The following is a 22,881-nucleotide window of genomic DNA, read 5'->3' as shown; positions in this document are numbered from 1 at the left end:
GTGTGCGTTACGCCTTCTTATCGCCACCAAAGAAATAGCTGACCCGCTCTCTGGGACTCAGGTATTTGAAGATCTTTTCCGGCAGGGCCGAGGGGGCGATACACCTGACGATAGTTAGGCCTTCGCTCTCCAGATCCACGATAGGCGCCTGCTCTTTCGGCACGAGCGCGTCGTATACCAAGATCCTTGGGAAGAGGATCTTCTCGAGATTCACCGCCATCACCATGGCATATTGTCCGCTGGAAAGTTCCACCACACTGCCAGGCGGATAGACGCCGAGCATCTTGATGAGCTTACCAATCGCCTCCTGATTTAGCCGCTCCTTGTAGTTCTTGTACAGGTAGCCCAGCGCCGCATAGGGGGTTCGCGCCTTAACTTGCCCCTCTGGATGGCAGAGCTGATCGTAGAGGTTGACCGCGGCGACCAGCTGGGTTGGCAGGCTGATCTGTTCCGCCTTCAAGCCCCTGGGATAGCCGCTGCCATCGAGAAACTCATGATGGTCTCTGACGATTGGCGCCGCATCTTCGGGGAAGTTATTGGCCAGCTTCAACAGTTCTATCCCCATGGCGGGGTGCTGCCGGATGAAGTTCAGCTCGGGCTGAGTGAGCGGGGTTTTCTTGCGAAGCAGCTGAGGCGGGATCTTGAGTTTGCCCGTATCGTGAAACAGGGCGCCCATGCCGACGGCCTCGATATCCTCTCTTGGCCAGTCCAGCTCCTTGGCGATCATCATAGAGAGCACCGCCACGTTGAGGGAGTGATAGTAGATCCCGTCGCTGTCTTTGGCGTCACTCATCAGGTGCAGCACCAGGTTGTCAGAGTTGAGCAGCTCTTCGGTGATGCTGTTGATCAGCTCCTTGGCATCGGAGATGGCGTTAAGCGGGCGATTTCTCAGCTTGGCGATCAGGTTGCGCATCATGGCAACTGAGCGGTCAAATTCCTGCTCGGTTTTCTTGAGATCGCGCTTGAGTTTCTTGAGGTGCTCGATACGCTCCTGCTTGTTTTGATTCATCTGCTGACTGAGTTTGGTCAGGTCGCCGTCATCTCTAAAGCTTGGGGCATCGTAGGCATCTTCTTTGCCCAGCGGCGGCGCTGAGCTCTTATCCAGGTCGACAAACACATACTCGATACCGAGTTTTTTGATCAGTTCGATCTGAGCTTCTTGCTTGAGTCTAAAGGAATTAAATAGAAAGGGATGGTCTTTCCAGGAGACAGGTAATCTAACAAAATTGCCCACTTGTAGTTGGTTTGTGTTTACCTTACAGCTTCTGCTCATGTGTCTTTACGTTTGCCTTAAGTTGCGCGTTATTTTATCTGAACCAGCTGGCTTTACAATTACTTAAGCTATGTGTCAGCATAGTTGCATCACAAATTTGTCTAATTTAGCGAGTTGTACATGGATTTCATCGAAGTCTACCCCAATGCCATTCCAGATGAACTGTGCGATCGTCTCATCGAGACCGTCAACACACATCCTGGTGTCATTGATGGTATTACGGGTCATGGTGTTGACCTGGAAAAGAAAATTAGCCGTGACATAACCATGGATAACTTTCAGGAGTTACTGCCACTGAGAAACGAACTCCTTAATTATACGCTAAAACACAGCGCGCAATATTTTGAAAAATATGCCCTGGGTTTGATGGGGGCGGTGGCGGTCACTCTGGCGGACGAGCAGGGTAAGCCGCAGACGCTGACCCCGGACAACTTCGATACCCTGGGAAGGCACAGGGTACAGCCTTTGGTGCAATACCTGTATCGCAGCGGCACCATTAATATTCAGCATTATCAGCAGGGTAAGGGGGGCTATCCCCACTGGCACTCGGAGCAGTTTCCGCAGATGGGACATAACGAGGCGCTGCACAGGGTCGTGCTCTATATGTTTTATCTGAACGATGTGGAAGAGGGCGGTGAAACCGAGTTCTTCTATCAGCAGCGTAAGATTAAGCCGAAGAAGGGTACCATGGTGATCGCCCCTGCTGGCTTCACCCACAGCCACAGGGGTAATATGCCCATCAGTGGCGATAAGTATATCGCCACCTCCTGGGTGATGTTTAATCGCGCCGAGAAGCTATACGCCTCTGTGGGTTAAAGCGGGATCTTGATGGTGAACCTCGCCCCCTCGAGGGATGAGGTATCTATGCTGAGGCTGCCGTTGTAACTGGAGACGATTTCGTTACAGACGGCAAGCCCTATGCCTTGGCCAGCCTTCTGAGTGTCGGCGCGCACGCCGCGCTCAATGATACGTTGACGAATGGCCTCGGGAACCCCCGGGCCGTCATCTTCCACGATCAAGATAAACTCGCTGTTCTCGCCGTAACGGGCGGTGACCGCGACCTTGCTGATACAGAGTTTGAAGGCGTTCTCCATCAGATTGCCGCACAGCTCCATCAGATCGCCTTTGTCGCCGGGGAACACCTGATCATCCGGGATATCGGCGCTAAATTGGATCTGCTTGTCACGGTAGACCTTAAACAGCATCTGCGACAGCTGGTCGATCAGCGGCGCAACCAGGGTCTGCTCCTGTTTCAGGCCCTTACGGCCGAGCATGGCACGCTTGAGCTGATACTTGACCAACTGATCCATCTGACTGACTTGTTCCATGATCTTCTCGCTGGCACTCGACTTGCTCAAACTCTGGTCGTCCGTGATGGCGTGCACCGCCGCCAGACGCGTCTTCAGGCTGTGGGCGAGATCGTTCATCGCGTTCTGGTAGCGCTCCTGCTGGGCGCTGGATTGTACCAGCAGCTGGTTGAGCGCCTGGGTGACCCCTTCGAGCTCCACAGGGTAATCCTCGGAGAGCGCCTTGGCCTTGCCGCTGCTGACCTGGTGCAGCTCGTTACGCATACGCACCAATGGACGCATTCCCCAGTAGCCAGCACTGATCAATAGCACTAAGGCCAGGGCCAAGATCATGCCGAGGCGCCAGTAGGTGCGGCGACTGAACTTGTCGAATTCCTGCTCCAGCTTCTGAGCGTCTTTCATCACCAGCAGGTTGTATTTTTGCTTGGCGATCTCCACCGAGAGCAGGTAGACGAAGTAGTTTTTACTGTCGGCGAGATTGAGGTAGTAGGGCGGCGAGTCGAAGCGTATCTCGTTGAAGCGCTCGCAGGTATCGAACAGACCACGGTCTACGGCCAGAGAGGAGGTCCATACCTGCTTAAAATCCTCGTTGCAGCTGGCGATGATATATTTTTCCGGGGTGTTGTTCTCGTCCAGCCATTCTGAGGTCTCTGGGATCAGGTCGTGCTCCCTCAGCTCGGCGGCCACCTTGGGGATCTCGGCGATAAGCTCGGCGGTTTCCTCGTTGTAGCTATTCTGGGCATACAACAGGTTGACCAGCCAGGCGAGGCCGAAGCCCACCAAGGCGATGATGGAGAGCGAGGTGAGAAACATCCGCGTGAGCAGACGCTGTTTGGGCTTAAACCTTATTTGCATGGCAGATTAAACTTGTAGCCCTGACCGCGAATGGTGGCGATGGGGTTTTCCAGTCCGCCCTTGGTCAGTTTCTTGCGCAGACGGCTCACCATTACTTCAATTGTGTTGGGATCGCCTTCCTTATCGCCATAGATCACATCCAGCAGTCGCTGTTTAGCCACCACCTCGTGACAGTGGCGCATCAGGTATTCGAGGATCTGATATTCGAACGCGGTCACCTCCATGGGGCTCTGATCCAGGGTGACCTGTTTGGCGGCCAAGTCCAGCTCAAGCGGTCCGCTGGTGATCTGCGGCTTGACGAAGCCCGCACTGCGACGCACCAGGGCGTCGAGCCTGGCGACCAGCTCCTCTTTTTGGAAGGGTTTCACAAGATAGTCGTCGGCGCCGGCGTTGAGCCCCTCGACCTTATCCTGCCAGTTGACCCGGGCGGTGAGGATAAGAATAGGCGCCTTAAGTTCGGCCTTGCGCAGAGACTGGATCAGCGAGATACCGTCTTGATCCGGTAGGCCAAGGTCTATGATGGCAATGTCTATGGGATAGTTAGTCGCTTGATAGAAGCCTTCTTTGGCGGTCTGGGCGACTTGAACCTGGTTGCCTAACTCGCTCAGTTGTACCTTGAGGTGGTGGGACAGTAGGGGATCATCTTCAACGACCAAAATTCTCATATGCTTTGCCTATGTTTATTTAAGTGCTCGCTCGGTGACCCGTTAGGGCAATTGTTAGCCAAGCGGAGGACGTTTTATAAAACATTAATTTATAATAGGTTAGCTTAACAGGGACTGACTCATCTTCAAACAAAGTTTAGTTGTTAGATTTTTGTGAGCAATAAGGTCATGTTCCGCCTGTTAATTTGCCTGTCAAATGGTTAGAATCCGGTAAATTTCTTACTCGTTTAGGCCTAGATATGTCCTTCGCTAAAATTCTACCCTTAATCTTTACCTGTTTGTTTGTGCCGGCGACATTAGCCGAAACCTTTACCTTTACCGCCATCCCTGATGAAAACGAGAGTCAGCTAAAGACGCGTTTTAACAAGGTAGCAAAGTACCTGGAGACTGAGCTGGGCGTTAAGGTGAACTATGTCCCGGTCAAATCTTACTCGGCAGCCGTTACCGCGTTTCGTAACAATCAGGTGCAGCTGGCCTGGTTTGGTGGCCTCTCTGGCGTGCAGGCGAGACGTCTGGTGCCTGGCTCACAAGCGATTGCTCAGGGTTATGAAGATCAATACTTTAAGAGCTTCTTCATCGCCAATGCCTCGACTCCGCTCGAGCCGTCGACCAACTTCCCTAACCTGAACGGTTATACCTTTACCTTCGGTTCGAAAGGATCGACCTCTGGCCGCCTGATGCCGCAATTTTACATCGAGCGCAACATGGGCAAGCAGGTGAAAGATATCTTTACCCGTATCGGTTTCTCTGGCGACCATAGCCGCACCATCGCCCAAGTCGAGGCCGGCGCCTACCAGGTGGGCGCGGTAAACTACAAGGTGTGGGAAACCGCTGTAGCCAATGGCACAGTCGATACCAGCAAGGTGAAGGTTATCTGGGAAACCCCTGCCTATCCCGACTATCAGTGGACGGTACGCGCCGACGCCGATCAACGTTTCGGTGCAGGCTTTACCGAGAAGCTGACCAAGGCGCTACTGGAAATGAAAGATCCGGATCTGCTGGCCAGTTTCCCACGTCAGTCGTTTGTTGAGGCAGACAACGCAGATTACGAGCCTATCGAATCTGTGGCCACGGCGATCGGCCTGCTAGATTAATTCTGTGCTCCAAATAGAATCACTCTCCCTGAGTTATCGTGAGACTCGGGTCATCGACGATCTCGACTTGTCGATTAAACGGGGAGAGTCTTTAGCCATAGTCGGTCCTTCTGGGGCGGGTAAGTCGACGCTGCTGAGTTATATCTACGAGCAGCTTAAGCAAGACGCCGCCCTATGCAGTCAGTCCCAAGGTTTGGTTGATGCCCTGAGCGTGTTCCATAACGTCTATATGGGCGCGCTGGCCAGACACTCCTTTGCCTATAACCTGTTAAATCTCGCCTGGCCATTGGCGGCGAGGCGTGAAGAGGTGGCCAAGCTGTGCGCTGAGTTGTACCTTGAGGCGCCGCTGCAGAAGCCTGTCTCTTCGCTCTCTGGTGGCCAGCGCCAACGGGTTGCCCTGGCGCGGGCGCTCTATCAGCAAAAACCTAGTTTCATCGGCGACGAGTCGTTTTCCGCCCTGGATCCCGTGATGGCCCAGCGCCTGCTGAGTCTGGTCAAGGCCCGTCACGAAACCGTGATCATGGTGCTGCATGACAGCGACTTAGCCCTGAGTCACTTCGATCGCATCATAGGCCTTAGCGAGGGAAAATTGGTGCTCGATAAGCCGACGTGTGAGCTCGATGGTGAGCAGCTGGCCTGCTTCTTCGATAACCAGATGGCGGCGAGCGGGGATGTTTAAAATTAGATGTTCACATTCGATGTTTAGATCAGATGTTTAAGTTTGTCGGGCCCTGGCAGCGGCTGACATTGGGCCTCTGGCTGCTGGTGGCGATCAGTCTGCTGTTTGTCGATATTGAGATCATCAGCCTGGATCCCTGGGGTGAGCTGCTGCGCATGGGGCAGGGGCTGCTGACGCCAGATTTCTTCGCCACCGAGTCGCTGGTCAATGCCCTGTGGCAGACGGTGAGCTTTGCCCTGCTCGGGGTGAGTTTCGGCCTGCTGCTCGGCTCTCCTTTGGCGCTGATTTATCGCTCCCCTTGGGTCGCGGCCTGCTGCGCCATGGTGCGGGGGATCCATGAGATCTTCTGGGCGCTGCTCTTTCTGCAAGTCTTTGGCCTGTCGCCGGTGACGGGGGTGCTGGCGATCGCCTTACCCTATGGCGCCACCTTCGCCAGGGTATTTCATGACATACTGCTGCAGGCACCCATTAGCACCAATGACACCTTGCCTTTCGGTTGCGACAGGCTGAGTGCTTACTTCTACGGAAAGCTTGGTCATGTGCTGCCTTTGATGCTGGCCTATGTGCGCTACCGGTTCGAGTGTGCCCTGCGCAGCAGCGCCGTGCTGGGCTTTATCGGCATGCCGACCCTGGGTTTCTACTTGGAGACCGCCTTTCGTCAGGGTAAGTATCATGAGGGGGCGGCGCTGCTCATCCTCTTCGTGGTCCTGATCGGCACTATCCCGCTCTGGTCACGCAGGCGTCTGCTGCCGCTCTATCTGTTGGCGGCGCTGTTTACCCTACCTAAGCTGACCAGCGTGGATCTGCAGCTGGTTTGGCAGTTCTTAACGGTAGATATTCTGCCTCCGGGGATCCGTGAGGTGATCTATGGGCAGCAAGAGCTTGCTCAGGGACTGTCGCGATTTGCCAGCTGGTGGCAGCGTTTGACTGTTGAGCAGGCCTTACCCGGCGTGGGGGCCACCTTAGTGCTGGCGATAAGCGCACTTGGCTTGACCCATCTGCTGGCACTTTTCGGCCATCGTTTTGCCAGCATGCATAGCCGCGGCAAGTTTTCTATGCCCATAGGGCAACTCTTGTTGCTGATCCTGCGCTCCATGCCAGAGTATATTCTGGCGTTCATCTTCATGATGCTCTGTGGCCCTTCCATGTTGCCCGCCATCTTGGCTTTGGGGCTGCACAACGGCGCCCTGATCGCCTACCTGCTGACGCGCCAGGACAGCCTGGTCAAACCCAGCGCCCTGTACCAGCGCCGCAGCGACCACTATGGTTATGAGGTGTTGCCGCGCATCTATCCCAACCTGATGTCGCTGCTCTTCTATCGTTTCGAGGTGATACTGCGGGAGACCGCCATCTTTGGCGTGCTGGGGGTGATGACCCTAGGTTTCTATATCGATAGCGCCTTTAGCGAGATACGTTACAACAACGCCTTCTATCTGCTTATCGTGACCGCTTTACTCAACGTGCTGGTGGATAGCCTGGCGCGGCGAATGCTGGCCAAGCGCCTGAATCAAGGGATGGCGGTCGGCCAGGTATCTTGCGTGGTCTAACTTTTTTGCGAAAGACAAGTTAGCGAATGATTCGTTAGTGCATGACTTATTAGCGAATGACTATTAAATGAGAGTCTAGCGCCTAGCCTGTCGCAGGCGCTGCACGCCTTGGCAGCAAAATGATGCCAGCAGGGTAAACAGGGTCACCGCCGACATTATGATGGCGAGTCTTAGCCAGGGGGCGTCCATCGAGATGCGCATCTGTACATAATCCAGGCCGCTCAGGCCCCAGACGAAGATGGCGCTTAAGATAAGCACCAACTGTAGGGTGCGGGTGATGGCCACGTGGCGAATGAGTAACAGTAGTGGCGCTGCGATGAAGGCCGCGCTGATCAGCGTCTGGCCGAAGCGCATAAAGTGGGCACCGAGCAGTGCGAAAGCGAGAAAGATGATGAGAATGCGCCACCACATGATAATTGCCTCAAGTTGTCGGAGTGAGAGTAAACATCTTGGTGGCAGATTACCTTGGGGCAGCGGCGCATTCTATCGCATTGTTCACAATTTCATTTATTTGCGATCATCATTGTTTAGCGCCTGTTGAAGTTTGCGCCTTTGGTCATCGCTCAGCTTGCCGGTTTCGATAAGCTGGATCAGCTGCTCCACATCGGCTTCGTCATCGCCTCTTATCACCACAAACTCTCGCTCACCGTCACCGTGGTATTTCATTTCGATCTCGGCAATCTCGGTGGCGATCTCGGCGATATCGTCCGACAACAGCTCAATGTTCTTATTAAACTCGCCGTCTTGCGTATCTATAATCACCTCAAATTCACGGGCCTTAGCCTCAAGCTCTGCGGCTTTACGTTCCATTTCGGCTCTTTTGGCTTCCATTTCAGCACTTTTGGCCGCAACTTTAACTTCTATCTTGGCGATGTGCTTGGCTAGTTCGGCCTCTTTCTTGGCCATCTTCTTGGTGAGCGCGTCCATTCTGGCCTGATCGGCTTCAGATAGCTCACTGTGGCGCAGATAATGGTAGTGAGACTCGTCACGGTCGATCTGCTTGAGCAGGCGAACCATCTTATCTTGGGTCTCTTTAGGCAACTTGGCGAGCTTCTGTCTAATGAGCTTCTCATCTTTTATCTCATCATTGCTGAAGCTGTAGTGGTGCTGCTTACCTTCAAGATCCAGAGTCAACTTAGTGTCCTTGTCGCCATCTTGAATCAAGTTGGCCTTGAGTTGATTGTCATTAAAATCGATTTGACGCACGTCGGTAGGTGCCGCCGCCAGGGTAAATGACAACAGCGCAGAGCAGGCGATAAGCGAAGTGAGATTATTGAGTTTCATGGTGTTTCCTTCCGTAGTGATGAATTATGATTTCCCTATGTACTGCTAGAGGCGTGCCAAACTAGCGAAATCCAGACTGGATAAGGCATTCGCGAGCAGTTGTCGTTAAAACTCGCCTGTCGCCATTGCCGACTTACCCCCATATGGGACATAGATTTCCCGATATGGGGAAATTTAAATCTTAACCTAGGCATGGCTGGAGACACCCGGCGGCTAATCGGGTGATCCACAAGGGGTTTTATCTTGGTACTGTTTTTGTATAACCTGAGAGACGGGCGCTCTATTACTAATCTTCTCAAGCGCCGGCGCGGCATTGTTATCGAAACGAGAGGGCTCTATGTCGATTAAAGGTTATCTGTTTGTGCTATTTGGCGCGCTCATCCTGATATTGGGGGGCAGCCAGCTGCTGGTTTCCCATTTCTATAAGGCGCAGCTGCAGAGCGAGCTCAGTGAACGCTCGCGGGATCTGTCGCAAAACCTGGTGAAGGTGCTGATCGACAACGTCGGCACAGAGCAAGAGTTTGTGGTGCAGTTTGATGAGCAGGCCCTGCAGGAGTCGCTTCAAGATGCCGAGGCGCTCAGGCAGGAGTTTGAGCAGGATATCGAATCTGTCTCCCAAGCGATTGCCCAGCTTAGCGAAGAGGTGGTGCGCATGGAGATGGAGACGGACAACGCCTCTGCCGAGCAGAAAGCATTCTTTCGCGCCAAATTGGCGGCCAAGCAGCAGGAGCTTAGGGATCATCTCAACGCCATGATGTCCTACGAGAAGGAGCTGAAGCAGCGCCAAAGAGCCAGTATTGCCGAGGCCAAGCGCGAGGCCGCCGATGAGTATCGCCGGCGCCTGCATGACGCCGTGAGCCAGATTGAGATCGACACCAACAGCTGGCTCGACAAGGGTAACGTGGCCATCATAGACGCGCCTATCTCGCCCACCACGCCTGAGAAGGGTAAGGTTGCGGTGGAGTTTGCCCATGATATCAACTTGCCTAATCAGGAGACCAACGAGCAGCTGGAGCGTTTCAGCGAGTCCATGATAGGGGCGATTCTGATGAGCTCACTGGCTGGCCTCTTACTGGTCTATATGCTCAGCCATGTGATCAGCGCGCCGCTATCGGCCCTGGCGAAGGGCCACAAGAAGTTGGGACAGGGGGAGCTTGGTTATCAGGTGGATGAGCGTGGGGTCAAAGAGTTAAAGAGTATCCTCAACGGCTTTAATAAGATGAGCAGTCAGCTCGCCTCCCTAAGCGAGCAGAAGAAGCAGATGGCGCAGCAGAAACAGCTTGCCGAATTGGGTGAAGTGACTCGAGGGATCGCCCATAGCCTGCGTAATCCGCTGCACACCCTGGGGCTCTTGTCTGAGGCGGTCGCCCAGTCAGCGTCAATCGATGATGCCAACAAGCTGCTCAGCCAGATGCAGCAGAAGATCGCCATGATGGATAAGAGCATTCAATCTCTGCTGACACTGTCGAGCACTCAGGTGAATCGCCAGTCTTGGGTACCACTGGCGGCCACAGTGCAGGATATCTTGCTGGAACTGTCGATCAACGGCAGCAAACCCAGCATCGCTTTTCACTGTGAGGATCAAGGGGTTCAGGTGCAGGGCGCCGAGTCGGAGATCCGCAGCATCTTGCATGCCGTGATGATCAACGCGGTGGAGGCCACCCCGGACACAGGCCGTATCGACCTGACCCTGGCGGAAGATGATGAGAGTTATACCTTAGTCGTGGCCGATACAGGCAAAGGGATCAGCCCTGAGGTGCGTGATAAGCTGGCCCAGCCCCATGTGACCACCAAGGCAGAAGGTACCGGCATGGGGATCTATATCGCCGAGCGTTTGATTCAAGGGCATTATGGTGGGCGCATCACCTTCGATGATAATCCCGGCGGCGGCACTCTGGTGACCCTCTATTTCGCCAAGCCGGATAGTAATAAAACACAGCAAGAAGATAAGCCCCAGACAGAGGAAGTATGATGGAGCAGCCTAAGTTGCATATTTTGGTGGTAGAGGATGAGCCGGATCAGAGAGCATTGATCGTACAGATGTTGACGGCCAACCAGTATTTGGTGGAGAGCGCCGACAGCGTCGAGCAGGCGATCGTGATGATTAAGGCATCGGCGCCGGATCTGGTGTTTTCCGACTGGAAGCTGGGGCAGTTAACCGGCATGGATCTGCTTAACTATGTGCGCCGCGAACATCCGGACATGGGCTTCATCATCGCCACCGCCTACGGCACCATCACCCATGCGGTGGATGCCATGCAGGCGGGGGCAGACGACTATCTGGCCAAGCCCTATCAGCGCCAGAGTCTATTGTTGGCCATAGAGAAGGTGGCCAAGTCTATTGCGCTGAAGCGGCAGAACCGCCGCCTCTCTTCCGAGCTGTCTCAGCAGCAGGAGCTGGTGGGGCTGGTGGGGCGATCTGCCCTGATGCAGAAGGTGTATCAGAGGGTACAGAGGGTGAGCGCCACAGATGCGACCGTGCTCATTGGCGGCGAGAGTGGCACGGGCAAGGAGCTGGCGGCTAGGGCGCTTTACCAGCTGTCGGCGCGTAGCCATAAGCCCTTCATCGCCATCAACTGCGGCGCTATCCCAGAGTCTCTGGCCGAGGCAGAGCTGTTCGGCGCCGAGAAGGGGGCCTACACGGGGGCCAATACCCAGAAGATAGGTAAGCTAGAAGCGGCCGATGGCGGCACCGTTTTTCTCGATGAGATAGGCGAATTGCCCCTGCTGCAACAGACCAAGTTGCTGCGTTTCTTGCAGGAGGGGGTGATATCCCGTCTCGGGCAGAACAGTGAGATCAAGCTGGATGTCAGGGTAATCGCCGCGACCCATAGGGACCTGCAGCAGGAGGTGGCCGAAGGGCGTTTTCGCGAGGATCTCTATTACCGTCTCAACGTGGTGCCTATCCATATGCCGGCGCTTAGGGAGCGACCCGAGGATATCGGCCGACTGGTGGAGCACTTTCTTAAACTCCACGCCAATCAATATGGCATGGAGGTGCCCAAGCTAAGCCGGGATACCCTAAAGTCGCTGCTGGACCATAGCTGGCCGGGTAACGTGCGCGAGTTGGCGAATCGCATCGAACGTTTCGTGTTACTCGGCGATGAAGAGGAGATGGTGCAGGAACTCGGCGCCGCGCCGCAGCCGCTGGATACCAGGCGTTTTGTCTTGCCCGAGGCGGGTATCGAGTGGGAGAGTTTCGAGAAAGATTGCCTGCGCCAGGCCTTGGACCGTTTTGAAGGCAATCGCACCAAGGCCGCCAAGTGTTTAGGCCTGAGCTACAAGGCCTTCCTCTATCGATTAGAGAAATATCAGCTGGTCTAGATTAGCTGTGTTGCCGCATTAGCGGCCTGCTGTCGCTCGAGAAGGCTATTGATAGCGTCTATGTCAATTAAAGCGATAGCTCACCAGGCCGCGAGCAACAGCCTGAGTCTCATGCCCCAGCTGCTGGTGGCGCCAGAGGTCTTAAAACGAATTTGCCCTTGCTTGTCGACGATATAGATGGCGGGGAAAACGTTTGCGCCCCAGGCTTGGTGCAGCATCTCCTCATCGCTGATGACGTCAAACTGATAGCCGTGCTCCGCCATGAATTGGTTGATCTCACCATCCGTGCCCGAGGCAACGGCTATGCTGATCACCTTGTGCTGCTCGGAAACGTTACTGACCATGGGGGAGGTGACGCGGCAGACCGGGCACCAGGTGCCCCAGAAATAGACCAGGGTAACTTCCCCCTGCTTAAGTGCAATGGGCTGGCCTTGGATGGTGAAGCCGCTCAGGGGCGGCGCCTCGCCTGAGATCATGTTGCGCTGCTGATAGCTGAGCACCGCAAAGGCAACCAGCACCATTAACGCGGCATCTCTGAGATAGCGATAGCGCTTGCGCCTAGGCCTAACGAACGGCATTAGCTTGCTTGCCAGGCTTTTGAAGGTCGATGACACAGAATTGAACCCTTAGGTTTAGCGCTTCACCGGCTAGAGAAACTCGGGCGGCGTCTGGCGGGTCCAAATGCGGCTGTAGGCCATCAGCTGGGGATAGAAGGTGCGAAAGGCTATCTCTATCTCGGTATCCATCCGCTTAACCGTGTCGATGGCGCCATCGAAAATTTCGGGCTTAGAGACCCTTTTGCTCACCGCCTTGATGGTCTGATTCAGCCCTTCACGGCTTTCATAGGCGATAAGCCAGTTTTCCTGGCGCATGCGAATGATGATATCGCTCAGATTAACAGGCAGCTGCTCGGCGCTGCTGAGCGCTAGGTAAGCCTGCTGGGCAAAGTCGGGCAGGGACAGGTGATGATACTCTTCCCAATATTTGGCCAGCATATGGTCGAAGGCCAGATCGATCAGTATCGGCGCGGCGCGTTGCAGCGTCTTGGGAAAGGCCGCCTTGAGCTCCTTGGTGAGTTCATGGCTATCGGTAAGCGAGTCTATCTGCCTGTGCAGCCAGATCCCCTGTTGCAGGGCTTTGGGATGGTCGGCGATATTGCCCTTGGCAAAATCACCGGCAAGGTTGGCGGCAAGATCGGTTTTACTGTTATCTGCCAGGTGCAGATGAGCCAAAAAGTTCATTAGATAAAGTTAATTGCTTTGTTAAATCACGCTTTTCACGTTATCATGCCAGAAGGTGCGATGAAACCTTTATTCTACGCGACGTTATCTTTAACCGACTGCTCGCTTAGGTATTGGGATCGGCAGGATGTGCACCTATGACTCCTCATATTAATTATCGGTTTAAAGGATCATGGATGATGTGGAACTGGTTAATGAAACGCCTAGGCAAAAAATCTTCCTCTCGACGGCGGCGGGTCGAGGTCGATATCCCCTTCGAACAGCACAGTTATCGAAAAGCCAGCTTAGATCTTCAGGCCAATCTTGTTGTGGCAGACAAGGAGAAGAAGGCCAGCTAAGCTGTGTGTCTTGATCTTATCATCATCTGCCAATAGACTAGCGGCCGATTTATGCTAAGCAGAGACAGACTATGCGCGTTGCCGACTTTTCTTTCGATCTTCCCGATGAGTTGATCGCCCGTTACCCCATGCCTAATCGCACGGCGTCCCGACTATTGACACTCGATGGAAATAGCGGCGCGGTGGCGGACAAGCAATTTACCGATATCCTGGAGATGGTTAACCCTGGCGATCTCATGGTGTTCAACAACACCCGAGTGATCCCGGCGCGCGTCTTCGGTCAGAAGCAAACCGGTGGCAAGCTGGAGATCTTGGTCGAGCGTATGCTGGACGACAAGCGTATTCTGGCTCATGTGCGTAGCTCCAAGTCACCTAAGCCCGGCACCATCATCTGCTTAGATGGCGGCTACGAGATGACCATGCTTGCCCGTCACGACACCCTGTTTGAGCTTGAACTCAATAGCGAGTCCAGCATACTCGAGGTGCTCGAAGAGGTTGGTCATATGCCACTTCCGCCCTATATCGACCGTCCCGATGAGGATGCCGATAAGGAGCGCTATCAGACCGTCTACAACCAGAATCCTGGCGCGGTGGCTGCACCGACTGCGGGTCTGCACTTTGACGATGCTCTGCTCGCCGCGCTGAAAGAGAAAGGGGTAAATGTTGCCTTCGTGACCCTGCATGTGGGCGCGGGCACCTTCCAGCCGGTTAGGGTCGACAGCATCTTAGATCATAAGATGCACTCCGAGTGGGCCGAGGTGCCTCAGGATGTGGTCGATAGCATTAAGGCCACCAAGGCGGCCGGTAAACGCGTCATCGCCGTGGGCACCACCTCGGTGCGCTCATTAGAAAGTGCGGCCAAGGCCAGCGAAGGGGAGCTTAAGGCTTACAGCAACGACACCGACATCTTTATCTACCCAGGTTATGAGTTTCAAATTGTCGATGCCATGGTGACTAACTTCCACCTGCCGGAATCGACCCTCATCATGTTGATCAGTGCCTTTGCCGGCTTCGATGAGGTGAAAAACGCCTATCAGCACGCGATTGCGCAAAAATACCGCTTTTTCAGCTATGGCGATGCCATGTTTGTGACTAAAAAAGCGATCTAAGCGATGATTTTGCTTTAAAATACCCACCCACACTTGAGGTGGGTATTTTTTTAGAGATTTTTATTGATTAGGGTTGATACTGAGTTGTTTGCCCTTATCTCTATTGTTCAGCTGTGTCTGTTTTAATGGCACGAAGAGAGTCAGACTGTTTCTCTGGCGAGGTTAAAAATGAAATTTGAATTAGATACAACCGATGGTCGCGCGCGTCGCGGTCGCTTAGTGTTCGAACGCGGTACGGTAGAGACGCCGGCATTCATGCCTGTGGGCACCTACGGTACGGTTAAAGGGATGACGCCAGAAGAAGTGCGCGCCACGGGCGCCGATATTCTGCTGGGGAACACCTTTCACCTTTGGTTACGTCCTGGTGAAGAGATCATGCGTAAGCATGGCGATCTGCATGACTTCATGAACTGGCAGCGTCCTATCTTAACCGATTCAGGCGGATTCCAGGTATTTAGCCTGGGTGACATTCGTAAGATCACCGAAGAGGGCGTGCATTTCCGCTCGCCAATCAACGGCGAGAAGATCTTCATGGACGCGGAAAAGTCGATGCAGATCCAATACTCGCTGGGCTCAGATGTGGTGATGATCTTCGACGAATGTACGCCATACCCGGCGACCCACGACGAGGCACGTAAATCGATGCAGATGTCGCTGCGTTGGGCACAGCGTTCACGCGATGAGTTTGACCGTTTGGAAAACCCTAACTCCTTGTTCGGGATCATTCAGGGCAGTGTGTATGAAGACCTGCGCGATGAGAGCCTTAAAGGCTTGTTAGAGATAGGATACGACGGTTATGCCGTCGGCGGTTTGGCGGTTGGGGAGCCAAAGGAAGATATGCACCGCATTCTGGAGCATGTCTGCCCACAGATCCCGGCCGATAAGCCGCGTTACTTGATGGGGGTAGGTAAACCGGAGGATCTCGTTGAGGGGGTACGTAGAGGTGTCGACATGTTCGATTGCGTCATGCCGACTCGTAACGCGCGCAACGGCCACCTGTTTACCAGTGAAGGCGTTATCAAGATCCGCAATGCGCGTCATCGTGATGATACTTCACCGCTCGATGCTAAGTGTGACTGCTACACCTGTAAGAACTACTCACGGGCGTATCTGTACCATTTAGATCGTTGTAATGAAATTTTAGGAGCACGTTTAAACACCATTCACAACTTGCGTTACTACCAAATGTTGATGGAAGGTTTGCGTGGTGCTATCGAGACAGGTACATTAGACGCCTTTGTTGAGGAGTTCTATACCAGTCAAGGTCGCGAAGTTCCTAAGTTATCCGATTAATTTTACTGCTAATAAGAAGAGAGAAATATGTTCATTTCAAATGCATACGCAGCCGATGCGCCAGTAGGTGGTGCGGGTGGTACCATGGAACTGGTTTTCATGCTGGTCATTTTCGGTCTGATCTTTTACTTCATGATTTTCCGTCCGCAATCTAAGCGTGTAAAAGAACATAAGAACCTGATGAGCTCGTTGAGCAAGGGTGATGAAGTGCTCACTAGTGGTGGGATCTTGGGTAAGATCGCTAAGATCAGCGATGACAACGATTATGTGTTGCTGACGATCAACGAAACCTCAGAAATCACAATCAAGAAGGATTACATAGCGGCTGTTTTGCCTAAAGGGTCTATTAAGTCACTTTAAGTTGAAAGTTAAGTCACTTTAAGCCAAGAGGGCGATGGTGTGTTAAATAAATACCCAATGTGGAAGAACCTGATGGTGGCGTTGATCATCGCCGTCGGTGCCTTCTACGCAATACCAAATTTATTTGGTGAAGATCACGCGGTGCAAGTCGTGGCCACACGTGGCGCGGAAGTTAATGCTTCGACTCAGAGTGAAGTCACTGACATCCTGTCGGCGAAAGGCATCGCGGTGAAGCGTTCAGAGTTGGAGAACGGTCAGCTATTGGTACGTGTTGCCGATGCAGACCAGCAACTGCTGGCGAAAGAAGCAATTGCCGAGGTACTCGGCGACAAATATATCGTGGCGCTTAACCTGGCCCCGGCTACGCCTCAGTGGCTGGAGTCTATGGGTGGTAGCCCGATGAAGCTGGGTCTGGACCTTCGCGGTGGTGTGCACTTCCTGATGGAAGTGGACATGAGCGAGGCGATCCGTAAGATGACCGAAGCGAAAATTGCCGATTTCAGAACCGATCTTCGTGGTGAAAAAATTCGTTATGCGGGTATTCGCAATACCCCTAAAGGGATTGAGATCAAGTTTCGTGATGCCGAGAATTTAGCCAAGGCAGAACGATTCCTCAAGAGCCGCACTAACGAGATGGTGTTCGTCGATGCGTCGTCTGGTAGCGATTTCATGCTGCTAGCGAACATGAGCGAGATCTACCTCAAGCAAGTGAAAGAGGAAGCGCTGCAGCAGAACATCACCACCTTGCGTAATCGTGTAAACGAGTTGGGTGTTGCCGAGCCTGTGGTTCAGCGCCAAGGCGCGGAGCGCATCATAGTCGAACTACCGGGTGTTCAAGACACGGCCCGCGCCAAGGATATCCTAGGTGCTACCGCGTCTATTGAATTCCACATGGTAGACGAGAAGGCCGATGCGGCGGCGATTGCAGCCGGTCGCGTATCACCAGGTTCGCAGATCTACGATCGCCGCGAGGGCGGTAAAGTGGCCCTGCACAAAGAGGTGATGCTCACCGGTGACCATATCCAGGGCGCACAACCAAGTTTCGATGAATACAGCCGTCCTCAGGTGTCTATTAACCTGGACTCTAAGGGGGGTTCTATCTTCTCCAACGTGACCAAGGACAACATCGGCAAGCCGATGGCGACCCTGTTCATCGAGTATAAAGATAACGGTGCCAAGAATCCTGACGGCAGCGTGAAGATGGATAAGATCGAAGAGGTGATTTCGGTTGCGACCATCCAGGGGCGTCTGGGCCGTAACTTCGTTATTAACGGTCTTGATCACTCTGAAGCGCAAAGCCTTGCCCTCTTGCTACGTGCCGGTGCCTTGATCGCGCCAGTCTCAATTGTCGAAGAACGCACCATTGGTCCTAGCCTGGGTGCGGAGAACATCGACAACGGTCTGCAGGCGATGATCTGGGGTATGGCGGTCGTGTTGATCTTCATGCTGGTCTACTATCGCGGCTTTGGTCTTATCGCTAACCTGGCGCTGACGGCTAACCTAGTAATGGTAGTGGGCGTCATGTCTATGATCCCCGGCGCCGTGCTGACCCTACCGGGTATTGCCGGTATGGTATTGACAGTCGGTATGGCGGTTGACGGTAACGTATTGATTTACGAGCGTATTCGTGAAGAGTTACGTGCAGGACGCAGCGTACAACAGGCGATCCATGAAGGTTATGGCAACGCGTTCTCAACCATTGCCGATGCCAACATCACAACCTTTATGACGGCCTTGATCCTGTTTGCCGTGGGTACGGGTGCCGTGAAAGGCTTCGCCGTGACCCTGATGATAGGTATCGCGACCTCTATGTTCACCGCCATCGTGGGTACTCGCTCGATAGTTAACGCTATCTGGGGCGGTAAGCGCGTGAAGAAACTGTCTATTTAAGGGGACGTTGACCATGTTCGAGATTTTATCAATTAAAGGCACGATCAACTTCCTGCGTCACGCCGTAGCTATCAGTGCGCTATCACTCATCTTGGTGATCGGCTCTCTGGCTTCTCTGGCGATTAATGGAATTAACTGGGGTCTGGATTTCACCGGCGGTACCGTCGTTGAGATGGAGTTTAAGAACCCTGTCGATCTGAATCAGCTGCGCGCAGCCCTGACCTCAGACGAGACAGATGGCGCCGTGGTGCAGAACTTTGGTTCGAGCCGCGACGTGCTCATTCGTCTGCCGGTAAAGGAAGGCGTTAAGAGCGACCTACAGGTTGCGCATGTGATGGAGGCTGCGGCCAAAGTCGATCCTGGTGTAAGCCAGAAGCGTGTCGAGTTTGTTGGTCCTCAGGTGGGTAAAGAGCTCGCCGAGCAGGGCGGCCTAGCCGTCTTGGTGGCGCTGATCTGTATCCTTATCTACGTCTCTTTCCGTTTCGAATGGCGTCTGGCGCTCGGTTCGGTGGCGGCATTGGCGCACGACGTGATCATCACGCTTGGTGTGTTCTCGCTGTTCCAGCTGGAGTTCGATCTGACGGTGCTGGCGGGTGTGCTGACGGTAGTAGGTTACTCGCTCAACGATACTATCGTTGTGTTTGACCGTATCCGTGAAAACTTCCTCAAGATGCGTAAGGGCACCCCTGAAGAGGTGGTAAACAACTCTATTACCCAAACCATGAGCCGTACCATCATCACCACAGGTACGACCCTGGTGGTGGTTGTGGCCCTGTTCCTCAAGGGCGGCACCATGATCCACGGCTTCGCGACAGCCTTGCTGATGGGTATCTTCGTGGGTACCTTCTCCTCTATCTATGTGGCGAGTTTCCTGGCGGTCAAGCTGGGGATCAACCGCGAGCATATGATGCCTGTGGAGATCGAAAAAGAGGGCGCGGATCAGGATGCATTGATGCCGTAGGCACATGCTGCCCGACCAGTGTCATGAAAAAGCCACGATTTCGTGGCTTTTTTATTGCCAATTTGGCCGGATCCCGACTCGACAAAATGTAAGTTTTAAGGCTAGGATGTTCAGCGATTAATCAATACACCTGATAATTTGCCAAAAAGAGCAAGCGTTGTAGGGGATAAAGATGGAAGAGCGCAGTAAGTTGGTGGCCGGTGGTAACTTATTACAGGCCCATGCTTGGAAAGGGATGTTGGAGGCCTGCGGTATCGGGGTCGAACTGCGAGGCGAGGCCTTGCTGGGGGGGATCGGCGAGTTGCCGGTCGACTTGCAGGATGTCGAGCTTTGGGTGGCCGAATCGCAATACGAAGATGCCAGGGCGCAGCTTGAGACCCTAAACAGCGAGAGTCCAAAGTGGCAGTGCGTCAAATGCCACGAGATGAATGAAGGTAACTTTGAGCTCTGCTGGCATTGCAGCGCCGAGCGTAGCGAGCAGCTTAGCTAGTAGTGCTTGCCGCTCGCAGAGGCTTACTTTACTCTTGTCTTATCCTTAGTCGAGACAAGTCATTTAATCGATGCAATATTTTCCCATTTTCGCCCAGGCCGATGGGCTGAAGATCCTGATGATAGGCGCAGGCGACGTCGCCAGCCGCAAACTTGAGTTGCTGAGCCGCACCCAGGCCCATATTCGGGTGATCGCCCCAGATGTCTGTGACGCCGTGATGGCCATGGCTAACCAGGGGCAGATCGCCCTGGAGCAGAGATTTGCCGAGCTCGATGACCTCGAAGGGATAGATCTGCTTTATATGGCCACCAGTGACGAGCCTCTCAATCGTCAGTTTGCCCTGCAGGCCAAGGCAATTGGGCTCTGGGTCAATGTAGTCGATGCCCCCAAGCTCTGTAACTTCATCACCCCCGCCATCGTCGACAGGGGCCGCTTACAGGTTGCTATTAGCACCAGTGGCGCCGCCCCCGTGTTTGCCCGCGAGCTTAGGGCACGTTTGGAGACCTGGCTGCCGGCTTCCTTGAGTGAACTGTTCGATTTTATCGCAGGTAAACGCACCGAGGTGCAGCATCGCCTGCCGGCATTTGAGCAGCGTAAGCTGTTCTGGGAGCAGTTCTTCCGCCTCAATGGCGACAGATTCGATGAGCGCTCGGGTAGCTATTTCGAGCAGGCGTTCGGTACGCTTTCGGGTAGCGGCGAGCTCTTGCTGCTAGAGGCCCACACCCCAATCGATCTGCTGCCTCTGGCCGCCGTGCCTATGATGCAGCGTCTCGACTGGCTCTGTAGTGACTTAGCGTTGCCAGAGCGCCTGTCTGAGTTGGTGCGCCGCGACGCCGGGCGTCAGCCCATGTTACCGCTCAGTGAGTTGTCAGCCAGATTAGACAAGGGCGAGCGGGTGATGGTCTACGCTGAAACTGAGACTATAGCTCAGCTGGTGGCCCATTTCCCCATGGCGAAACACCTGCGCCCGGGCGCACTGTAACGCATCTCTTGCTCAAAGGGCGCCTATTTAGGGTAAACTAGGCGCTTTATTCTTAACGACTGAGCATTATGGCGCCCAAAGCAACCGTTTATAAAGTGCAGCTGCAGATTGCCGACATGGATCGTGGCTACTATCAAGATCATTCCCTCACGCTGTCACAACACCCCTCCGAAACCGATGCCCGCATGATGGTCAGGCTGCTCGCCTTTGCCCTGAACGCCAGCGACACCCTGGCCTTTAGCAAGGGGCTGTGCGTCGAGGGTGAGCCCGAGCTGTGGCAGAAATCCTTGAGCGACGAGATAGAGCTGTGGATCGAGTTTGGTCAGAGCGATGAGAAGTGGCTGAGAAAGGCCAGCAGCCGCGCCGATAGGGTGTTGCTCTATACCTATGGCGGCCGCGCCGTGCCTATCTGGTGGCAGCAAAATGAGCAGGCCCTCAGCCGTTATCAGAACCTTGCTGTGTGGAACCTACCCGAAGAGCAGGTGAAGGCAATGGGCGAGATGGTCAGTCGCAACATGAGCCTGCAATACAATATCAGCGAGGGTGAGGTGTGGCTCTCCAACGATAGCGGCAGCGTGCATATTACCCCTGAGCAGCTAAAGGGATAAATCGCTCAGGCGTATAGCGCTAAAAGGATTGGTGTTGAGCGTTAAAAGGATTGGTGTTGTGAGCGACACCGACACAGACATAAAAAAACCAGTCTCGCGACTGGTTTTTTACTTTGGGGATGTTACTGGAGAGAATTAGGCTTCTTCGGGTAACTCTTCTTCGCCGCGGCCCTTAGTCTTCACTATGATGAGTGCGGTAATGACCAAGGTCGATACCACACCGGCAATGGTAGAGACTGTCATAGGTAGGCCAGCACCTAAGGTGGCAGAGTTCAGCAGGAAGCTAATAACCACAGTGGTCATAAACATGGCCGGTACGGTACAGATCCAGTGCAGCTTGTTATGGCGCAGCAGGTAGGCAGAAGCGGTCCAAAGCATCATCACGGCCGTGGTCTGGTTAGCCACACCGAAGTAACGCCAGATCACCCCGAAGTCAACCTGAGTCAGAATCGCACCAATCACAAACAGTGGGATAGCCAGAACCAGACGCTTAGGCAATGCAGTCTGTGGCATCTTGAAGAACTCAGACAAGATAAGACGTGCAGAGCGGAATGCGGTATCGCCAGAGGTGATAGGGAGAACAATCACACCTAGGATAGCCATGAATCCACCCACAGCGCCTAGCAGGCCTGTAGAAGCTTCATACACAACGTTTGCAGGGTTGCCCGCCATGCCGGCATTCAGGCCTTCTACACCGCCGAAGAATGACAGTGCGATAGCACACCAGATCAGGGCGATAATACCTTCACCTATCATGGCACCGTAGAACACGAAGCGGCCGTTAGATTCATTCTCGACGCAGCGAGCCATCAGCGGGGACTGAGTGGCGTGGAAGCCAGATACGGCGCCACAGGCGATGGTGATGAACAGGGCAGGCCAGAGTGGCATGTCGTTAGGGTTCAGGTTAGACAGGAAGTCACCGGCGCTGAAACCTGGCAGCAATGTGTGCTCGCTAGAGACGATCAGTGCTATGGTCAGACCCACAGACATGAACAGCAGCAGGGCGCCGAAGAAGGGATAGAGGCGACCAATGATTTTGTCGACCGGCACGATAGTGGCGATCAGATAGTAGGTGAAGATGATGCCGAGGAACAGGCTAACGTCCCAACCGGTTAACTTACCGAGGAGGCCAGCTGGCGCCGAGATGAAGACCACGCCCACAAGCAGTAGGAGTATGATGGCAAACACGTTCATGAAGTGCTTGGCGCTGTTGCCCAGGTACTTACCGGCAAGGTTTGGCACAGACTGGCCATTGTTACGCACCGACAGCATGCCAGAGAAGTAGTCATGCACCGCACCGGCGAAGATACAACCGATCACGATCCACAGCATGGCGGCGGGACCATAGAGGGCACCTAAGATAGGGCCGAAGATGGGGCCGACGCCAGCAATGTTCAGCAGCTGGATCAGATAAACCTTACCTTTTGACATAGGCACATAGTCGACGCCGTCTGTCTTGGTAAAGGCGGGGGTTTGGCGAGCGGTATTGATACCGAACACCTTCTCAACAAACTTACCGTAGATGAAGTATCCGCCGAGTAGCAGGCCGACACACATTAGAAACCACATCATAATTAGTAC

The 22,881-nt window shown here is 54.0% G+C and carries 23 protein-coding genes; 15 read left to right on the top strand and 8 right to left on the bottom strand.

The window, feature by feature from the left end; all coding sequences use genetic code 11:
• Positions 1-7: 7 nt before the first annotated feature.
• Positions 8-1,273 carry a cyclic di-GMP phosphodiesterase gene (locus tag K0H80_RS11990; protein ID WP_011866148.1) on the bottom strand — a complete coding sequence of 422 codons (1,266 nt, stop codon included), beginning with the start codon at positions 1,271-1,273 and terminating at the stop codon, positions 8-10.
• Positions 1,274-1,393: 120 nt separating this feature from the next.
• Here K0H80_RS11990 and K0H80_RS11985 point away from each other — a divergent pair, with 120 nt between their 5' ends.
• Complete coding sequence (locus K0H80_RS11985) at positions 1,394-2,089, top strand: 2OG-Fe(II) oxygenase (protein ID WP_220071728.1); 696 nt, start codon at positions 1,394-1,396, stop codon at positions 2,087-2,089.
• Here K0H80_RS11985 and K0H80_RS11980 read toward each other — a convergent pair.
• Positions 2,086-3,435 (bottom strand): ATP-binding protein, encoded by a 1,350-nt coding sequence (locus K0H80_RS11980; RefSeq protein WP_220071727.1) that lies wholly within the window; start codon positions 3,433-3,435, stop codon positions 2,086-2,088. The two genes, K0H80_RS11985 and K0H80_RS11980, sit on opposite strands and share 4 nt — an antisense overlap.
• Complete coding sequence (locus tag K0H80_RS11975) at positions 3,426-4,100, bottom strand: response regulator (protein ID WP_011866145.1); 675 nt, start codon at positions 4,098-4,100, stop codon at positions 3,426-3,428. The genes K0H80_RS11980 and K0H80_RS11975 overlap by 10 nt, the downstream gene beginning before the upstream one ends.
• 239 nt (positions 4,101-4,339) lie before the next feature.
• Here K0H80_RS11975 and K0H80_RS11970 point away from each other — a divergent pair, with 239 nt between their 5' ends.
• The 3 genes from K0H80_RS11970 to K0H80_RS11960 are packed head-to-tail and all read left to right on the top strand — an operon-like array spanning position 4,340 to position 7,420.
• The gene (locus tag K0H80_RS11970; RefSeq protein ID WP_220071726.1) at positions 4,340-5,194 is read left to right on the top strand and encodes a putative selenate ABC transporter substrate-binding protein; all 855 of its coding nucleotides are present in this window, start codon (positions 4,340-4,342) and stop codon (positions 5,192-5,194) included.
• Between the two features lie 4 nt (positions 5,195-5,198).
• Entirely contained in the window at positions 5,199-5,873 is a 675-nt protein-coding gene (locus tag K0H80_RS11965; protein WP_220071725.1) for an ATP-binding cassette domain-containing protein, read from the top strand.
• Between the two features lie 32 nt (positions 5,874-5,905).
• Positions 5,906-7,420 carry a PhnE/PtxC family ABC transporter permease gene (locus K0H80_RS11960; protein ID WP_220071724.1) on the top strand — a complete coding sequence of 505 codons (1,515 nt, stop codon included), beginning with the start codon at positions 5,906-5,908 and terminating at the stop codon, positions 7,418-7,420.
• A gap of 75 nt (positions 7,421-7,495) precedes the next feature.
• Here the strand turns inward: K0H80_RS11960 and K0H80_RS11955 are convergent, their stop codons facing one another.
• Together K0H80_RS11955 and K0H80_RS11950 are read right to left on the bottom strand one after the other, a co-directional pair.
• The gene (locus K0H80_RS11955) at positions 7,496-7,831 is read right to left on the bottom strand and encodes a hypothetical protein (protein WP_220071723.1); all 336 of its coding nucleotides are present in this window, start codon (positions 7,829-7,831) and stop codon (positions 7,496-7,498) included.
• 96 nt (positions 7,832-7,927) lie between these two features.
• On the bottom strand, positions 7,928-8,704 hold the full coding sequence (locus tag K0H80_RS11950) for a hypothetical protein (protein WP_220071722.1): 777 nt from the start codon (positions 8,702-8,704) through the stop codon (positions 7,928-7,930).
• A 337-nt stretch (positions 8,705-9,041) separates the two neighbouring features.
• Here K0H80_RS11950 and K0H80_RS11945 point away from each other — a divergent pair, with 337 nt between their 5' ends.
• Together K0H80_RS11945 and K0H80_RS11940 are read left to right on the top strand one after the other, a co-directional pair.
• The gene (locus K0H80_RS11945; RefSeq protein WP_220071721.1) at positions 9,042-10,676 is read left to right on the top strand and encodes a sensor histidine kinase; all 1,635 of its coding nucleotides are present in this window, start codon (positions 9,042-9,044) and stop codon (positions 10,674-10,676) included.
• Positions 10,676-12,028 (top strand): sigma-54-dependent transcriptional regulator, encoded by a 1,353-nt coding sequence (locus K0H80_RS11940; protein ID WP_220045291.1) that lies wholly within the window; start codon positions 10,676-10,678, stop codon positions 12,026-12,028. Before K0H80_RS11945 ends, K0H80_RS11940 begins: the two co-directional genes overlap by 1 nt.
• 80 nt (positions 12,029-12,108) lie before the next feature.
• Here K0H80_RS11940 and K0H80_RS11935 read toward each other — a convergent pair whose 3' ends face one another.
• Both K0H80_RS11935 and K0H80_RS11930 read right to left on the bottom strand, forming a co-directional pair.
• A complete protein-coding gene (locus K0H80_RS11935; protein ID WP_220071720.1) occupies positions 12,109-12,606 on the bottom strand; it encodes a protein disulfide oxidoreductase in 498 nt (165 codons plus the stop codon).
• 69 nt (positions 12,607-12,675) lie between these two features.
• The gene (locus K0H80_RS11930) at positions 12,676-13,269 is read right to left on the bottom strand and encodes an acyl carrier protein phosphodiesterase (protein WP_220071719.1); all 594 of its coding nucleotides are present in this window, start codon (positions 13,267-13,269) and stop codon (positions 12,676-12,678) included.
• Between the two features lie 176 nt (positions 13,270-13,445).
• Between K0H80_RS11930 and K0H80_RS11925 the strand changes: the two genes are divergently transcribed.
• From K0H80_RS11925 to K0H80_RS11885, 9 genes are all read left to right on the top strand, one after another.
• The gene (locus K0H80_RS11925) at positions 13,446-13,607 is read left to right on the top strand and encodes a hypothetical protein (protein ID WP_220074042.1); all 162 of its coding nucleotides are present in this window, start codon (positions 13,446-13,448) and stop codon (positions 13,605-13,607) included.
• 71 nt (positions 13,608-13,678) lie between these two features.
• Entirely contained in the window at positions 13,679-14,716 is a 1,038-nt protein-coding gene (queA, locus tag K0H80_RS11920; RefSeq protein WP_220071718.1) for a tRNA preQ1(34) S-adenosylmethionine ribosyltransferase-isomerase QueA, read from the top strand.
• 168 nt (positions 14,717-14,884) lie between these two features.
• Positions 14,885-16,009, top strand: coding sequence for a tRNA guanosine(34) transglycosylase Tgt (gene tgt / locus K0H80_RS11915; RefSeq protein WP_011866134.1), 1,125 nt, complete (start codon positions 14,885-14,887; stop codon positions 16,007-16,009).
• 27 nt (positions 16,010-16,036) lie between these two features.
• Positions 16,037-16,369 (top strand): preprotein translocase subunit YajC, encoded by a 333-nt coding sequence (yajC, locus tag K0H80_RS11910; RefSeq protein ID WP_041406650.1) that lies wholly within the window; start codon positions 16,037-16,039, stop codon positions 16,367-16,369.
• Between the two features lie 39 nt (positions 16,370-16,408).
• Positions 16,409-18,259 (top strand): protein translocase subunit SecD, encoded by a 1,851-nt coding sequence (gene secD, locus K0H80_RS11905; RefSeq protein ID WP_220071717.1) that lies wholly within the window; start codon positions 16,409-16,411, stop codon positions 18,257-18,259.
• Positions 18,260-18,272: 13 nt separating this feature from the next.
• Positions 18,273-19,220: a protein translocase subunit SecF gene (secF, locus tag K0H80_RS11900; RefSeq protein WP_220071716.1), complete on the top strand. Its 948-nt coding sequence runs from the start codon at positions 18,273-18,275 to the stop codon at positions 19,218-19,220.
• Positions 19,221-19,392: 172 nt separating this feature from the next.
• Positions 19,393-19,710 (top strand): putative signal transducing protein, encoded by a 318-nt coding sequence (locus K0H80_RS11895; protein WP_220071715.1) that lies wholly within the window; start codon positions 19,393-19,395, stop codon positions 19,708-19,710.
• A 70-nt stretch (positions 19,711-19,780) separates the two neighbouring features.
• A complete protein-coding gene (locus K0H80_RS11890; RefSeq protein WP_220071714.1) occupies positions 19,781-20,692 on the top strand; it encodes a precorrin-2 dehydrogenase/sirohydrochlorin ferrochelatase family protein in 912 nt (303 codons plus the stop codon).
• 68 nt (positions 20,693-20,760) lie between these two features.
• Entirely contained in the window at positions 20,761-21,300 is a 540-nt protein-coding gene (locus tag K0H80_RS11885) for a YaeQ family protein (protein WP_144204362.1), read from the top strand.
• 135 nt (positions 21,301-21,435) lie between these two features.
• On the opposite strand, the gene K0H80_RS11880 is transcribed toward K0H80_RS11885, so the two are convergent.
• Positions 21,436-22,872: a carbon starvation CstA family protein gene (locus K0H80_RS11880; protein WP_011866127.1), complete on the bottom strand. Its 1,437-nt coding sequence runs from the start codon at positions 22,870-22,872 to the stop codon at positions 21,436-21,438.
• Positions 22,873-22,881: the final 9 nt, after the last annotated feature.

This window comes from Shewanella aegiceratis (assembly GCF_019457495.1).
In the GTDB taxonomy this organism is placed as follows: domain Bacteria; phylum Pseudomonadota; class Gammaproteobacteria; order Enterobacterales; family Shewanellaceae; genus Shewanella; species Shewanella loihica.
This window is presented reverse-complemented; position numbering and strand designations above follow the sequence as displayed.